This window comes from Microbacterium sp., assembly GCF_049650565.1.
Classification (GTDB): domain Bacteria; phylum Actinomycetota; class Actinomycetes; order Actinomycetales; family Microbacteriaceae; genus Microbacterium.
Window position 1 is genome coordinate 50,472 of sequence record NZ_JBASAK010000065.1, and the last position, 14,600, is coordinate 65,071.

The 14,600-nt window shown below is 69.9% G+C and carries 16 protein-coding genes and 2 tRNA genes; 3 read left to right on the forward strand and 15 right to left on the reverse strand.

Features of this window, described 5'->3' with window-relative positions; all coding sequences use genetic code 11:
- Positions 1–184: 184 nt before the first annotated feature.
- From WA967_RS11520 to WA967_RS11530, 3 genes are all read right to left on the reverse strand, one after another.
- Positions 185–988, reverse strand: a complete 804-nt coding sequence (locus WA967_RS11520; RefSeq protein ID WP_424422609.1) for a hypothetical protein — start codon at positions 986–988, stop codon at positions 185–187.
- A 70-nt stretch (positions 989–1,058) separates the two neighbouring features.
- Complete coding sequence (locus WA967_RS11525; protein WP_424422611.1) at positions 1,059–1,940, reverse strand: aminodeoxychorismate lyase; 882 nt, start codon at positions 1,938–1,940, stop codon at positions 1,059–1,061.
- Between the two features lie 170 nt (positions 1,941–2,110).
- The gene (locus WA967_RS11530) at positions 2,111–2,740 is read right to left on the reverse strand and encodes a DNA-directed RNA polymerase subunit beta (RefSeq protein ID WP_424422613.1); all 630 of its coding nucleotides are present in this window, start codon (positions 2,738–2,740) and stop codon (positions 2,111–2,113) included.
- Between the two features lie 65 nt (positions 2,741–2,805).
- Here WA967_RS11530 and WA967_RS11535 point away from each other — a divergent pair.
- Positions 2,806–2,878: transfer RNA gene (locus WA967_RS11535), tRNA-Lys, on the forward strand.
- Positions 2,879–2,882: 4 nt separating this feature from the next.
- On the opposite strand, the gene WA967_RS11540 is transcribed toward WA967_RS11535, so the two are convergent.
- The gene (locus WA967_RS11540) at positions 2,883–3,389 is read right to left on the reverse strand and encodes a hypothetical protein (RefSeq protein ID WP_424422616.1); all 507 of its coding nucleotides are present in this window, start codon (positions 3,387–3,389) and stop codon (positions 2,883–2,885) included.
- Between the two features lie 87 nt (positions 3,390–3,476).
- On the opposite strand from WA967_RS11540, the gene WA967_RS11545 reads away from it, so the two are divergent.
- Complete coding sequence (locus WA967_RS11545; protein WP_424422619.1) at positions 3,477–4,304, forward strand: serine hydrolase domain-containing protein; 828 nt, start codon at positions 3,477–3,479, stop codon at positions 4,302–4,304.
- Between the two features lie 67 nt (positions 4,305–4,371).
- On the opposite strand, the gene WA967_RS11550 is transcribed toward WA967_RS11545, so the two are convergent.
- Entirely contained in the window at positions 4,372–4,890 is a 519-nt protein-coding gene (locus WA967_RS11550; RefSeq protein ID WP_424422621.1) for a CGNR zinc finger domain-containing protein, read from the reverse strand.
- A gap of 25 nt (positions 4,891–4,915) precedes the next feature.
- Here WA967_RS11550 and WA967_RS11555 point away from each other — a divergent pair, with 25 nt between their 5' ends.
- On the forward strand, positions 4,916–5,143 hold the full coding sequence (locus WA967_RS11555) for a hypothetical protein (protein ID WP_424422623.1): 228 nt from the start codon (positions 4,916–4,918) through the stop codon (positions 5,141–5,143).
- On the opposite strand, the gene WA967_RS11560 is transcribed toward WA967_RS11555, so the two are convergent.
- The 10 genes from WA967_RS11560 to WA967_RS11605 all read right to left on the reverse strand — a co-directional run.
- Positions 5,109–5,888 (reverse strand): SDR family oxidoreductase, encoded by a 780-nt coding sequence (locus WA967_RS11560; protein WP_424422625.1) that lies wholly within the window; start codon positions 5,886–5,888, stop codon positions 5,109–5,111. The genes WA967_RS11555 and WA967_RS11560 overlap by 35 nt on opposite strands.
- Before the next feature lie 17 nt (positions 5,889–5,905).
- Positions 5,906–6,559: an IMPACT family protein gene (locus tag WA967_RS11565; protein WP_424422627.1), complete on the reverse strand. Its 654-nt coding sequence runs from the start codon at positions 6,557–6,559 to the stop codon at positions 5,906–5,908.
- Between the two features lie 16 nt (positions 6,560–6,575).
- Positions 6,576–7,118: a DUF1697 domain-containing protein gene (locus tag WA967_RS11570; protein WP_424422628.1), complete on the reverse strand. Its 543-nt coding sequence runs from the start codon at positions 7,116–7,118 to the stop codon at positions 6,576–6,578.
- Complete coding sequence (locus WA967_RS11575; protein ID WP_424422631.1) at positions 7,115–7,702, reverse strand: isochorismatase family protein; 588 nt, start codon at positions 7,700–7,702, stop codon at positions 7,115–7,117. Before WA967_RS11575 ends, WA967_RS11570 begins: the two co-directional genes overlap by 4 nt.
- Before the next feature lie 76 nt (positions 7,703–7,778).
- Positions 7,779–7,850 (reverse strand) — tRNA-Thr (locus WA967_RS11580).
- Positions 7,851–7,921: 71 nt separating this feature from the next.
- Positions 7,922–9,472, reverse strand: coding sequence for an alpha/beta hydrolase (locus WA967_RS11585; protein WP_424422633.1), 1,551 nt, complete (start codon positions 9,470–9,472; stop codon positions 7,922–7,924).
- On the reverse strand, positions 9,469–10,626 hold the full coding sequence (locus WA967_RS11590) for a DNA polymerase III subunit delta' (protein WP_424422636.1): 1,158 nt from the start codon (positions 10,624–10,626) through the stop codon (positions 9,469–9,471). The genes WA967_RS11585 and WA967_RS11590 overlap by 4 nt, the downstream gene beginning before the upstream one ends.
- Before the next feature lie 99 nt (positions 10,627–10,725).
- A complete protein-coding gene (tmk, locus tag WA967_RS11595) occupies positions 10,726–11,355 on the reverse strand; it encodes a dTMP kinase (protein ID WP_424422639.1) in 630 nt (209 codons plus the stop codon).
- Positions 11,352–14,234, reverse strand: coding sequence for a type I DNA topoisomerase (gene topA, locus WA967_RS11600; protein ID WP_424422641.1), 2,883 nt, complete (start codon positions 14,232–14,234; stop codon positions 11,352–11,354). The genes tmk and topA overlap by 4 nt, the downstream gene beginning before the upstream one ends.
- 107 nt (positions 14,235–14,341) lie before the next feature.
- A partial coding sequence (locus WA967_RS11605) for a helicase (protein ID WP_424422643.1) occupies positions 14,342–14,600 on the reverse strand: 259 nt, incomplete at its 5' end.

Here is a 14,600-nt window from a genome sequence, read left to right on the forward strand (position 1 = left end):
CCGCCCGGCATCCGGCATCCGGCCCCGCCCGTTTGACGTCACTGACGCCCACAGACCCGGCCGGCGCGCCCCTGCGCGACACGCCAGACGGGGATCGCTCCCATCAGTGATTCGTCACGCCCGGACAGCAAGAGGCCCCGAGACGACCGGCCGAGTCGTCCGGGGCCCTCTTGCGCGAAACGGGTCAGAGGCCCGCGGGAGCCTTGTCCGTGATCTGGTCGGCTGAGGGGGCGGTGACGTCGGCCGCCGAGCCCCACTGGCTGAAGTCCATGGTCATCGCCGTGCCGGACATGTTCATGACCATGCGGCGGGGAAGGTCGTCCGGACCCGCGTACAGCTCGTAGGTCACGCTGTCGCCGAGCTGCTTGAGCGCCTCGGCGGGGACCTCGGTGGCGGAGGACGCCAGCATCTTCTTCGTGTCGAGGGTCAGCGTGTACTTCGTGGTCTTGACACCGTCGATGGTCTCGGCGCCCTCGTCGGCCTTGAAGTCCTTCAGCGCAGCTTTGAACACCTCGAGCTGCTTGCCGAGGTCGGCCTGCGAGAGCGACTGATCCAGCTGCGCGAAGATCGGGTTGCCGCCATCCTTGGGCGCCTTGAAGAACTTGTTCTCGGTCAGCTGGCCGAGGTTCATGTACACCTCGCCGTCGACGACGCGGATCTCCATGCCTCCTGGCATGCTCATCGACATCCGCATCTTGGCCGCGTCCTTGTTCAGGACCATGTCGCCGCTGGTCTCGAGCTTCTGACCGGACACCTCGGTGGACTGCGTGAAGTGCGCCGAACCCGCCTTGTACTGGGCGTCGTTCATGCGCTGGGTGAAGTCGTCCGCGGTCATGACACTCGACGCCTTGGGCGCCTTCTCGGTCTGACTCTGAGTCGTCTTCGTCGTGGTGCTGCCGTTGTCCCCCGTGCTGCAGGCGGTCATGCCGAAGCCTGCGACAAGAGCGATGGTCGTGGTCGCGAGTGCGCGTTTCCAGAGAGTGCTCATAGGAGAATCCTAAGCGGCGCGCAGGAGCGACCTGTGCCGCGGACATGGGCAGAACTGCCCATCCTCGCGGTCACCGCGGTGAGAGCAGGAAGGCGTTCAGCTCGTCGGTGAGAGCGGGATCGGATGCCAGCTGTGCGCCGTCCACGGCGGTGATCGCCACGGCCAGGCGCACGCTGGAGACCAGCCAGGCGGCATCCGCCGTCACCAGATCGGATGCCGTGAGCGTCGCGTATCCGGTGCGCAACCCGTGCGTCTCCAGGTGCTCGAAGACGCTGAGCTGGGTCGTGCCGTGCAGAATGCCGCCGGACGGCGCGGGCGTGACGAACTCGTCGCGGCGGCGGATGATGAGGGATGCCGTGGGCGCCTCCAGCACGAAGCCATCGCGGGTGACGAACACGGCGTCGTCGGCCCCGCGTCGGTGCGCCTCGCGCAGAGCCGCCATGTTGACCGCGTATGACAGGGTCTTCGCGCCCAGCAGCAGCCAGGGCGCCCGCTCGGCGGCGCCCAGGTCGTAGCCGCGATCGAGAGTGACCACGCGCACGCCGCTGCGCCGCACGGCGCTGTGATCGGGTGCCGGCGACGCCATGGCCCAGGCCGTCGGCGCCGGACCGTGCTCCACGCCGCGGCTGAGGATGAGCTTGACCACACCCTCGCCCTCGGGGATGCGCGCTGCGGCGACGGACACGGCCTGCCTCCACTGCACAAGATTCGGCGTGGGGAGGTCGCACAGCCGGGCCGAGTGCGCGAGGCGCTGCACGTGCGCCTCGACCTCGTTGGGGTGACCGTCGATGACCCCGATCGATTCGAACACCCCGTCTCCGCGCTGCGAACTGAACTCGCCGACGCTGAGCGCGGGGGCCTGGACGTCCACCTCGGTGAAGGTTCCGGAGTAGTCCTCGCGAGGGTCGGAGACATCGGCGGGCACGATCATCAGGGCGAAGCGCTGGGCCATGTCCACAGCTTAGAACGGAAGGGAATACTGCCGCCCGAGCCTTGTTACACTTGATCGGCCGGGCCGCATAACCCCGGGCTCCAACTTCTGCCGCTTCGAGCGGCCTCCCGCCGAGAGGCGTTCTTGCGGCCCGGTCTTTCTCTGTCCGGATGCTGTCGCCGAGATCGGACTCAGTTCAGTGTGCCGCGCCGCCAGGATGCTGCGGATGCCGACAGGTCGTCGGCGTAGCCGTCCAGGCGCAGCGCGCGCCGGGTGAGCTCGCCGGCGCGGTCGGGCTCGGTGGGCTCGTAGTCGTCGGCCACGTGAGTGGCTCCGGAGGCCTGCACCCGGCAGTAGGCGGCCGCACGGTCGAGCGCGATCGAGAAGTCGCCGTGGAACACCCCGCGCAGGATGGTGTCGACCAGCGCCGACAGCTCCTCGGGTGTCGCGGGTGTCGGGGCGCCCGCGATCACGGCATCCGCCGACTGCAGCTCGACCCGGCCGCGATCGTACAGCAGCGCCGTCATCGCAGAATCACTGCGGAGGGAGATCTGCAGCAGGTACAGTCGCCACAGCGCCCCGGGCAGCGAGTGCGCCGGCGCCTGCGACCAGAGCTCAGCGATCTCGTCGATGCCGTGTTCGGCGGTGAACGCGACCAGCCGCTCGGTCACCCCGCCGGATTCGTCACGGCGGGCGCGCTCCAGCAGAGCGGATGCCGTGGCGTGCGCCACCCGCGAGCGCTCGGCAGGATCCGCGGCCCCGACGAGGTTGTCGAAGGCTGCGGTGGGCCGCCGGACGGGGCGTCTGAACTGCTCTGGCACTCGATCCAGAGTACGCGAGGCCGGCTGGTACCCGGCCCGGGATGCGCAGAATAGACTGGAGTCACGGGCCTCTAGCTCAGTCGGCAGAGCATCGGACTTTTAATCCGCGGGTCGTGGGTTCGAGCCCCACGGGGCCCACCGTTCACGCGGGCGACATCTGCGCGTGCCGCGACCGGCGCACCCTGCGGGCGAGCACCAGCTGCACGACCCACTCGACGACCAGCCACAGCCAGCCGCCGACCCACAGCAGTGCGAGCGGCATGAACACCGCCATCGTCGCCGACTCCCCCGCCGCCGTGGAACTCGTGCCCATCAACTCGGTGAACGCCGACCCGTACTGGCCGTCATCTCCGCCGTCGACGAGGAAGAACGCCGAGGCCACGACGGCGGAGGACGTCAGCCAGGCGGCGATGATCGGACGCCGGCCCGCTGAGCCCGTCCGCAGCACGCCGCGCTCCCGCAGCAGGCCGTTCGCCGCGACGACGATCTGGGTCGCGTAGCCGATCAGGAAGACCGGGCTGTAGTAGATCATGACCACCAGCATCCAGCCGGGATACGCGATGGTCTTCACCGCCAGCGCGACCAGCGGGAGGAGGATGAGGGCGAGACCCGCGAGAATCGCGGTCGCGCGCGGGATGCTCATGGTCATGCGCCGATCATGCCAGAGTCCGTGCTGTCGGACACTGCCCACCTCCGGTGTGGGAGGATGCCAGCGGCTCGACACTGCGGAGGAATCATGACGACCCTGGACGACGCGCTCGGCGCCATCGACGGCTGGCCGGTGGACAACGCCGCCGCGGCGGTCGTCTCCGCCGACGGCACGGTGCTGGCATCTCACGGCGACACCGCCCGCCCGTACCGGCTGGCGTCGGTCACCAAGCCGATCACGGCGTACGCGACCCTGGTGGCCGTCGAGGAGGGCGTCTTCGACCTGGACACCCCGGCGGGGCCCGAGGGCTCGACCGTGCGCCACCTGCTCTCGCACGCCTCCGGCCTGGACGCGAGCGACGACACCGTGCGCGCGGCCCCGGGTACCCGCCGCATCTACTCCAACCGCGGGTTCGAGGTGCTGGCGGACGCCGTCGCCGAGCACTCCGGCATCCCGTTCGCGGAGTATCTCGATGAGGCGGTGCTCCAACCGCTGGGCATGACCTCTTCGGCGCTGCACGGCTCCGCCGCAGCAGCAGGTGTGTCCACCGTGGCGGATCTGTCGCGCTTCGCGGCCGAGCTGCAGCATCCGACCCTCATCGCACCCGCGACGCTCGCCGAGGCGACCACCGTCGCCTTCCCCGGCATCTATGGCGTGCTGCCGGGCTACGGCATCCAGCGTCCGAACGACTGGGGGCTGGGCTTCGAGCTGCGCGACCGCAAGTCCCCGCACTGGACCTCTCCCGCCAACTCGCCCGCGACGTTCGGGCACTTCGGGCAGAGCGGCACGTTCCTGTGGGTGGACCCGCGGGCGGGCATCGCCTGTGTCGCACTGACCGATCGCGATTTCGGCCCGTGGGCGATCGCGGCATGGCCGCCGCTCTCGGATGCCGTACTGACCGCGCTGCGCGCCTGACGACGCCCTGACCACGCCCTGTCGCGCTCGCGCCCGCCCCGCTGTCGCGTGCCCGCCGCAAGACGGTTCAGGCCGTGCGGGCGCGGTGCCGGCGCACACCGTCGCGGTTGGCACAGCGCACCGAGCAGTACCGCTGACGCCCATTGCGGGTGACATCGGCGAAGACGTTTCGGCACGGCGCCGCCGCGCAGCGGGCCAGGCGATGCATGCCGCGCTCGGTGAGGTGCAGCGCGGTGCCGACGCTGATGACGCCCTCGAGCACATCGGGCAGCGAGCGCCCGGCATCCCGGTAGTGCAGGTGCCAGCCCTCGCCGTCGTGGTCGGTGAGCTGCGGGTACGCGGCGGCCGTCGCCATCTGCGCGTTCAGGGCGTCCGCCCGGGCGGCATCATCCTCGGCATCCACCACCCGCAGCCACGCATCGATGACCGCCCGCGTGCGCGCGTGGTCGTCAGCGGCGGTGTCGAACGTCATGGTCATCCCGAAGTCGCGGGTGCGCTGCTCGATGCCCGCGCGGTCTGCGGGCCAGTCGTTGGCGAGGGATGCCGCAAGCAGAACGGCGTACTCGCCGTAAGGGTTGAGATGCATAAGGCCATTACATCATCGTGGAGGCATGACCGCACCGGACACCCTGCCGATCAGCATCCACCCGCTCCCGCTCGTACACGAGCACGCCTGGATCACCGAATCCGCGCATCAGACCTCGGAAGGCGTGATCGTCTACGTGCGCTGCACGGACTGCCGGGCCCGACGCGTGGACCTGCAGGCGCCCAACGGCATGCCTCCCACCCAGCAGAGTCAGGAGATCACAGGATGCCGGGGTACGCGCCGCCATCGATGAGCAGACTCTGCCCGGTGATGTAGCCGGCGTGCTGCGAGCACAGGAAGGCGCATGCCGCGCCGAACTCCTCAGGAACGCCGAACCTGCCGGCGGGGATGCGCGATGCGCCCTCGGCCGCAACGGTCGCCTCGGGCATGCCCCGGTCCTCGGCCTCGCGCGCGTGCAGCGAGCGCAGCCGATCGGTGGCGAAGTAGCCGGGCATCATGAAGTTGATCGTGACGTTGGCGTGCGCGACGTCCCGGGCGACCCCGGCGAGGAACCCCGTCAGGCCCGCCCGGGCGCCGCTGGAGAGATCCAGTCCCGCGATGGGCATCTTCACCGAGAACGAGGTGATGTTCACGATGCGCCCGAAGTGTCGCTCGATCATCCCGTCGATCACGCGCTGGACGAGCTCGATGGGAGTGGCCATGTTGGCGGTGATGCCCTCCATCAGGGCATCACGGTCCACCTGCCGGAAGTCCTTGAACGGCGGACCGCCGTTGTTGTTCACGAGGATGTCGACGTTCCCGGCAGTCGCCACCAGCGCCTCCTGCACGGCGGGGTCGGAGACATCGCCCGCCACCGCGTGCACGTCACCGCCGGTCTCGCGGCGCATCCGCTCTGCGGCATCCGCCAGCCTCTGCCCGTCGCGGCCGTTGATCACGACGGATGCCCCCGCCGCGGCCAGCTGCGCGGCGCACGCGTAGCCCAGCCCGGCGCTGGATGCCGTGACGATGGCTTGCCTTCCCTGAAGCCCGAGATCCATGTGGCTCCTCTCCGTGCTCAGCGTGGCACATCCACGACGCGGGTGATGCCGGTGGGGGATGCTGTGACCGCCCCGCCCGAGGCGGCGGCGACCTCCGCGGTCAGGGCCGCGACGGCATCCGCCGGGCTCCACACCTCGAACACCGCCTGCTGCTGGTACTGCGGATCGCCCAGCACGGCGTCGTGCTTCGCCGTCCAGCCCCGCAGGAGATTGTCGAACCGCCCGGCGTCGGAGTGCGGCACGGCCAGGGTGATCTGCGCCAGCATCCGCCGGTCGACGAGGGATGCCCGATCCAGCGCCTCCGAGACGGTCGACGAGTACGCGCGCACCAGTCCCCCGGCGCCCAGCTTGACGCCGCCGAAGTACCGGGTGACGACGGCGACGACGTCCGTGAGCTCACGACGGCGCAGCACCTCGAGCATGGGGATGCCTGCGGTGCCGGACGGCTCGCCGTCATCGGACGAGCGGGCACGGTCGCCGAGGATGCCGGTGACCTGCGCGCTGCAGTTGTGCCGGGCGTCCCAGTACTGCCTCTTCACGGCCGCGACGACCTCGTCGGCGTGCTCGGACGACGTCACCGGTGCGACGTGCGCGAGGAAGCGCGACTTGCGGATCACCAGCTCGTGATCCACGGCCACCGCGATCGTGGCGGGGTACGAGCGGTCGGGCACGCACCCAGCGTACGGGTCAGGCCGTGAGATCGACGAGCTTGCGCAGGGTCAGCAGGTTTCGGGCGGTGCCCGCCACGCCGAGGGCGCGATCCAGCACCGGTCTGGTGAGCTTCGTGCCGGCCACGCCGCTCATGCCGTAGTCGATCCACAGATCGCGCCCGCGCACCGCGACACGCTCCCCCGGCTGCAGCCTCTCGCCCAGCGCCCGCTCGGCGCCGACAGTCGGCTCGGATTCCAGGAACATCACGTGCAGCATCCTGTCGGCCGCTGCATCCGGGAACGGGTTCTCGGCGAGAGCGGCGACGAGCTCGTCGTGCGTGCGGGCGATCACCGGCGTGTCCACGGCGAAGGCCTCGTGGATCAGCTCGCGCACCTCCGTGCATGCCTCCTCGAGATCGCCGCCCACGCTGCAGATCACGTTGCCGCTGGCGATGTACGTGCTGACGTCGGTGAGATCCGTACGGGAGGCCAGCAGCGCGCGCAACTCGGCCATCGGCACGCGGTTGCGCCCGCCGACGTTGACGGCCCGCAGCAGCAGTGCGCAGCGGACAGCCGTCACCGAGCGACCGAACCAGCCGGGACCAGCTCCGCACCGGCGTGCGCGAGCTCCGCGAGCGCCGCCTGACTGGACTCCTCGCCGACGCCGGCGATCAGGCCGGTCAGCACCCGCACGTGCACGCCGTGTGCCACCGCATCCAGGGCTGAGGCGCGCACGCAGTGATCGGTGGCGATCCCCACGACGTCGGCATCCGTCACGCCGTGCGCGGCGAGGATGTCGCCGACGGTGTCGCCCTGCTCCGTGGTGCCCTCGAACATCGAGTAGGCGGGGACGCCCTGGCCCTTGCGCACGTGGTGGGTGACGGCGTCCGTGGTCAGCAGCGGATCGTAGGCCGCGCCGTCGGTGTCGGCCACGCAATGCACCGGCCACGTGTCGACGTAGTCCGGTTCGGGCGCGAAGTGTCCGCCGTTGTCGCTGTCCGCATCGTGCCAGTCGCGCGAAGCGATGATCGCGGCGTACTCCCCCGCATGCTCTGCGAGGAATGCGCTGACGCCGGACGCCACGGCATCCCCTCCCGCGACGGCCAGCGCGCCTCCCTCGGTGAAGTCGTTCTGCACATCGACGATCAGGAGTGCTCTGCTCATCCCCCGAGCGTACGCGGATCCCGCGCCGGGAGGGTATGAAGAAGGGCCCGAGAAGGATGCTTCCGGGCCCTTGCGGAGCCACCTGTCAGGATCGAACTGACGACCTTCCCATTACGAGTGGGATGCTCTACCACTGAGCTAAGGTGGCGTGCGCAGCGCACTGCGGCACGAGAAACGATCCTACTATGACGATGCCGTCACAGTGAAACCGACGGCGCCTCACTCGCAGCGCAGCCCGTTCTTCGGAACCGTTCCCCGGGTGAGGAACGCCTCGACGGCGTCGTCCACGCAGCTGTTGCCCTTGTTGTAGCCGGTGTGCCCCTCGCCCACTCGGGTGATCAGCGTGCCGTTCTCCAGCTGCTTCGCCAGCGACTCCGCCCAGACGTACGGCGTCGCCGGGTCGTTCGTGGTGCCCACCACGACGATCGGGCCGGACCCGGCTGCGGTGATCGCCTCGCGCGCACCCGTGGGCGGGTAGGGCCACTCCTCGCAGAGGTCGGGCCCCTGCCAGTACGGTGCGAAGGTCGGCGCGTGCGCCTCGAGCACCTTTACAGCCGCGTCCTCGGCCGCCGCGCTGTCATCGAGCGGATAGTCCATGCAGTTGTACGCCTGGAACGCCTCGGTGGTGTTGTCGGTGTAGGTGCCGTCGGAGGCGCGGCCGTTGTACGAGTCAGCCAGCGCCATCATGACCGAGGCATTCCCCTGCAGCGCGGAGGTGAAACCTCTCGTCAGATACGTCCAGCTGTCCTGGCTGTACAGCGCGGCGATCATGCCGGTGATCATGCTGTCGACCGTGAGCACGCGTCCGTCGGCGTTCTTCAACGGCGTCCGCGACACCGTCGCCAGCAGGGCGCGGACGTCGCTGAGCGCCTCGTCGACGGTGCCGTTGAACGGGCAGCCGGAGTCGGCCAGGCAGCTCTTCATGTAGGCGCGCAGCGACGACTCGAAACCGATCGCCTGGGCGGTGCCGACCTGCAGGCTCGGCACCGTGGGATCCATCGCCCCGTCCAGCACCAGGCGCTGCGCGCGCTGCGGGTACAGCTTGGCGTAGGTGGCGCCCAGGAACGTCCCGTACGAGTAACCGAGGTAGTTGAGGGTGCGATCGCCCAGCACTCCGCGGATCAGATCCATGTCGCGGGCCGAGTCGACAGTCGTGATGAACGGCAGGATGCCGCCGCTGTTCGCCTTGCAGGCGTCGGCGAACACCTTGTCCTGAGCCTTGACCGCTTCCTCCCAGGCGGAGGTGTTGCGGGCCTCGGAGATCGCACCGTAGTTGAACTCGTCCATGGCTTTGGCATCGAGGCACTTCACGGCGGTCGAGCGCCCGACGCCGCGCGGGTCGAACCCGATGACGTCGAAGTCCTTGATGAGCGTGGCTCCGACCGCGTAGTCGAGGCTGTCGTGCACGAAGTCATAGCCGCTGCCCCCGGGGCCGCCGGGGTTGGTCAGCAGCGAGCCCTGCGAAGCGCCCGTGGCACGATGGCGGACCACGGCCAGGGAGATGTCGCCATCGCCGGGGTTCTCCCAGTCCAGCGGCGCCTTGACCTTGGTGCAGTCGAAGCCTGCGCCGCACGACGACCAGTCCAGCCTCTGCGAGTAGAACGGCACCAGGTCGGCCAGCACGTCGGTCGTGTCGGCCGTTCGGGTGGCGGCCGGCCTCTCGACGGGGATCTGCGCGTACAGGCATCCGGACAGCGCCACGGACGCCGCCGCGAGGCCTGCCAGCACGGTGATGATTCGGCGCAGTCCGCGCCGTGGGCGATCGGTCACGGGATCCTTCCGCTGGAGATGGTCACCAGGAGGCTCTCGGTCGCCAGCAGCGGCGAGACGTTGCGCTCGAGCGTGGCGCGGGTGTCGGCGATGGCGTCCAGGGCGATCAGGGTGCGCTCGACGGGCCACGCAGCGGCCAGTGCGTCGAGTTCGGTGCGCAGCTCGGTGTTGATGAGCTGGCTCTCGCGACCGAACTGCAGCATGATCACGTCGCGGTACAGCGACTGCAGATCGGTGAGCACCCGGTCGATGCCGTCGCGCAGGCTTCGGGTGGCGCGCTTGCGCTGCTCGTCCTCGAGCGCGGCGATCTGCGGACGCAGCGCGTGCGGCACCGCCTGTCCCTCCGCCACGCCCACGGTGCGCAGCAGCGAGGCGCGCTCGGCAGCATCCCGCTCGGCGGTGAGCGCCTTCGCATCGTCAGTGGCGGCCTGGATGATGTGCCCGGCGACCTCGACGGCGGTGCCGACTCCGCGCACGCCCAGCACAGCTCGCAGCGTCTGGTCGCGGCGGCGGCGGGCGCCGTCGTCGGTGGCCAGCCGCTGGGCCATGCCGATGTGCCGCTGCGCATGGCGCGCGGCCTGCTCGGCTGTGGCCTCGTCGACGCCGGTGCGCAGCGCGATCAGGCGCGCCACGTCGGCGACCTCGGGCTCACGCAGCCGCAGCGCACGCACGCGGGAGCGGATGGTGGGCAGCAGGTCGGCCTCGCTGGGCGCGCACAGCACCCAGATGGTCTGTTCCGGCGGCTCCTCGAGCGCCTTCAGCAGCACGTTGGAGGTGCGCTCGACCATGCGGTCGGCGTCCTCGACGACGATGACGCGGTAGCGCCCCGCGGAGGGTGCGAAGTAGGAGCGCTCCACCAGGGCGCGTGCCTCTTTGATCGTGATGATGATCTTGTCGGTGCGCAGTACGGTGAGATCGGGATGGGCGCGTGCGATGACCTGTCGCATGGTGTTCTCGTCGCCCGGATGCTCGGCGATGAGCGCCGCCGCGAATGCGTAGGCCAGCGTGGAGCGGCCGGAGCCGGGAGGGCCGGTGATCAGCCAGGCGTGCGAGAGCGCCGCCGGATCGGAGGCCGCCTGACGCAGCGTCTCGACCGCGACATCCTGGCCCCACACCTCGCTCCACGGGAACGGTGCGGTCACGGCTGCGGTCATGCGTTCCAGCCTAACCGTGGCGTCCGACGTCGCCGCGCCGCTGCGCGTCTTCGCTCGCCACGCACGCGAGCGGATGCGCACAGCCGCGCACGGGGAAGATCAGAGCAGCGGGGCGACGCGGGCTCGGATCAGTTCCGCGATCTCGTCCGGGGCCAGCGTGGCGTCGACGACGAGGAACCGCTCGGGCTCGGCATCCGCGAGCCGCAGGTACGCCTCGCGCACGCGGGTGTGGAAGTCGGCCTTCTCGGCCTCCAGACGGTCGAAGGGCCGCTCCTCGGCATCCATCCGCCAGCGCGCGGCGGCGGGGTCGATGTCCATCAGCACGGTGACATCGGGCAGGGCGCCCTCGGCGGCCCAGAGCGACAGGTCGCGGATCTCGACGGGATCCAGCACGCGGCCCGAGCCCTGGTAGGCGATCGAGGAGTCGAGGTAGCGGTCCTGGATGACCACCTCACCGCGCGCCAGAGCAGGGCGTACGACGGTTGCGACGTGGTGCGCGCGGTCGGCGGCGTACAGCAGCGCCTCGGCGCGAGGCACCACCTCGCCGCGGTGGTGCAGCACGATGTTCCGGATCAGCACGCCCACCTCTGAGCCGCCGGGCTCGCGGGTGTGCAGCACGGTGCGGCCCCGCGCGCCGAGCCACTCCGACAGCAGCGCGGCCTGCGTGGTCTTGCCCGAGCCGTCGCCACCTTCCAGCGTGACCCAGAGGCCGGGGCGCTCCGAGGTCACGAGCCTGCCTTGGCCGCTGCCCGTGCCGCGTCCGCCTTCGCGATGGCGTTCGCCTTGCGCGTGGCCGCGGCCTTCTTGGCAGCCTCCGAACGCGCGGCGGCCTTCTGCTCATCGGTCTGCGCGGCCTTCTTCCCAGCTGCGGGCTTCTTCGCCGGAGCCTTCTTGGCCGGAGCCTTCTTGGCCGGAGCCTTCTTGGCCGGAGCCTTCTTGGCACCACCGCGGCCGCGCTTGGCAGCCGGACCCTTGGCACGCTTGTCGGCGAGCATCTGCACGGCGATCTCGAACGTCACATCGTCGGGCGTCTGCCCGCGCGGGATGGTGACGTTGGTCTCGCCGTCGGTGACGTAAGCACCGAAGCGGCCGTCGCGGATGCGGATCGGCTTGCCACTGGTGGGATCGGGGTCCTTGAACTCGACCAGTGCACTGCTCGCGCGCCCGGCACCGTACTTCGGGCGCGCGTAGATCTCCAGGGCCTGCTCGAGGGTGACGTCGAAGATCTGCGATTCGCTCTCCAGGGAGCGCGAGTCCTTCCCCTTCTTCAGGTACGGGCCGAACCGGCCATTCTGCGCCGTGATCTCCTCGCCGGACTCGGGATCCTTGCCCACCACGCGCGGAAGGCTCAGCAGCTGCAGCGCGGCGGCCAGGTCGACGGTGTCCACAGACATCGAACGCAGCAGCGACGCCGTGCGCGGCTTGGGCGCGGCCTCCTTCTTCGCCTTCTTCTTCTTCGAGGCGGGGGCGTCCACCACCTCACCGGTGGCTTCATCCACGTCCGCGTCCTCGGACACCGGGTCGTTCTCCTGCACGTACGGCCCGAATCGCCCGTCCTTGACGACGACGATCTTGCCGTTCTCGGGGTTCTCGCCCAGCACGCGGTCGCCGGCCACGGGTGCGTCGACCAGCTCCTGCGCCTTGGCTGCGGTCAGCTCGTCGGGGGCCAGATCCTCGGGCACGTTGACGATGCGCGGCTTGGCTTCAGGGTTCGCCGGGTCCGTGACCTCGAGGTACGGGCCGTACTTGCCGAAGCGCAGGGTCGCGGTGTCGGTGATGCGGGTGGAGTTCAGCGCGCGGGCGTCGATCTCGCCGAGGTTGTCGACCACCTGCCGCAGCCCGACGTGCGCGTCGGAGCCGAAGTAGAAGGAGCGCAGCCAGGCGTTGCGGTCCTGCTCGCCGCGGGCGATGGCGTCGAGGTCATCCTCGAGCGTGGCGGTGAAGTCGTAGTCGATCAGCTCAGCGAAGTGCTCCTCGAGCAGCCGCACCACGCTGAAGGCCAGCCAGGTGGGCACCAGTGCCTGACCGCGCTTGGTGGCGTAGCCGCGGTCGATGACGGTGCCGATGATGCTCGCGAACGTCGACGGACGGCCGATGCCGTGCTCCTCGAGCGCCTTCACCAGGGAGGCCTCGGTGTAGCGGGGCTTCGGGCTGGTGCGGTGGCCCTTGGCCTCGGCATCCGCCATTCCCAGCTCGTCGCCGACAGCGACGGCCGGGAGGGACTGGTTCGCTGCGGCGTCCTGCGCGTTGCGCTTCTCGTCGCGGCCCTCCTCGTACGCCTCCAGGAAGCCCTTGAAGGTGTAGACGGTGCCGGACGCCGTGAACTCGAGCTTCTTGCCGTCCACGGCGGCCTCGAGCGTGACCGTGGTGGTCTCGTACTTGGCATCCGACATCTGGCTGGCGACGGTGCGCTTCCAGATCAGGTCGTACAGCCGCTGCTCGTCGCGGTCGAGGTGGGCGGAGACGGATGCCGGGGTGCGGAACTGCTCACCCGACGGGCGGATGGCCTCGTGCGCCTCCTGCGCGTTCTTGCTCTTGGACTTGTACACCCGGGGCTTCAGCGGCACCGCGGCATCGCCGTACAGCGCGACGGCCTGGCTGCGCGCGGCCTGGATCGCCTGCGTCGACAGCGCGACCGAGTCGGTGCGCATATAAGTGATGTACCCCTTCTCGTACAGGCGCTGGGCGACGCTCATCGCCTGCTTGGCGCTCATCGAGAGCTTGCGGCCCGCCTCCTGCTGCATGGTGGAGGTGGTGAAGGGCGCGTAGGGGCTGCGGGTGCCGGGCTTGGCCTCGACCTTGCTGACGGTGGCGGAGCCTTCCTCGTCGACGGCCGCGGCGAGCGCCATGACCTCGGCCTCAGTGAGCACGACGACGGCCTTCTTGAGCTTTCCGGTGTCGTCGAAGTCGGTTCCGCGGGCCAGCTGGCCGCCGTCGATGCGCACCAGGCGCACGCCGAAGGACTGACCGGCCGAGGTCGCAGTGGCTTCGACATCCCAGTACTCGGCGGAAGTGAACGCCATGCGCTCGCGCTCGCGGTCGACGATCATGCGGGTGGCGGCGGACTGCACGCGTCCGGCGGACAGGCCGGACTTGACCTTGTACCAGAGCACCGGTGAGACGTCCCAGCCGTACAGCCGGTCGAGGATGCGACGGGTCTCCTGCGCATCGACGAGCGCCAGGTCGAGATCGCGGGTGCGGCCGACGGCCGCCTGGATGGCGTCCTTGGTGATCTCGTGGAACACCATGCGCTTGACGGGGACCTTCGGTTTGAGGGTCTCCAGCAGGTGCCACGCGATGGCCTCGCCCTCGCGGTCCTCATCGGTGGCGAGCAGGAGCTCGTCGGCGGTCTTCAGCGCGCGCTTGAGTTCGGCGACGGTCTTCGTCTTCCGGTCGGAGACGACGTAGTAGGGGTCGAAGTCGTGGTCGACGTCGATCGAGTACTTCCCGTACGCCTGCTTGTCGGCGGCGGGGATGTCCTTTTTGTCGGCCAGGTCGCGGATGTGACCGACGGAGCTGAGCACCTCATAGCCGTCGCCGAGGTAGCCCTGAATAGATCGCATCTTCGTCGGGGACTCGACGATGACGAGCTTCTTGCCATGTGCCAAGAGTGCGTCCTTTCTCCGAAGCACACCATACACACCGCTGTCCTGGCGCGAGCACAGGGTCTCAGGGACGGTGCGCTCCGAATTCCGCAGCGGTGGGGGTTCGCCGGTCACCCCTCGGGTTGCCCTGCGCGGGCGCGGGATGCGGCGACCAGACCAGCGTACGCGGATTCCACCCGCACGGTCGCCGTGAGCCCGTCAATGCGGCATCCGGCCAGGGTTCCGCCGGCGGATGCCGCCACCCGGGCGGCCAGTGCACAGGAATCCTCGCCGCTCGTCACGGCACCCGATGCCGCGTCGGCCGCGGCGAGTGCCGCGGCATCCGCCGCACCCGCCACGCGCTGCGCGGTCACCGCCGCACCTCCGACC

Bases quoted from the DNA above. Each gene is read 5' to 3' on its own strand.
- WA967_RS11545 (WP_424422619.1), top strand. From the start codon at position 3,477: ATGACGACCCTGGACGACGCGCTCGGCGCCATCGACGGCTGGCCGGTG.
- WA967_RS11540 (WP_424422616.1), bottom strand. From the start codon at position 3,389: ATGACCATGAGCATCCCGCGCGCGACCGCGATTCTCGCGGGTCTCGCC.
- WA967_RS11575 (WP_424422631.1), bottom strand. From the start codon at position 7,702: ATGAGCAGAGCACTCCTGATCGTCGATGTGCAGAACGACTTCACCGAG.
- WA967_RS11555 (WP_424422623.1), top strand. From the start codon at position 4,916: ATGACCGCACCGGACACCCTGCCGATCAGCATCCACCCGCTCCCGCTC.
- WA967_RS11525 (WP_424422611.1), bottom strand. From the start codon at position 1,940: ATGGCCCAGCGCTTCGCCCTGATGATCGTGCCCGCCGATGTCTCCGAC.
- WA967_RS11550 (WP_424422621.1), bottom strand. From the start codon at position 4,890: ATGCATCTCAACCCTTACGGCGAGTACGCCGTTCTGCTTGCGGCATCC.
- WA967_RS11520 (WP_424422609.1), bottom strand. From the start codon at position 988: ATGAGCACTCTCTGGAAACGCGCACTCGCGACCACGACCATCGCTCTT.
- WA967_RS11590 (WP_424422636.1), bottom strand. From the start codon at position 10,626: ATGACCGCAGCCGTGACCGCACCGTTCCCGTGGAGCGAGGTGTGGGGC.
- WA967_RS11560 (WP_424422625.1), bottom strand. From the start codon at position 5,888: ATGGATCTCGGGCTTCAGGGAAGGCAAGCCATCGTCACGGCATCCAGC.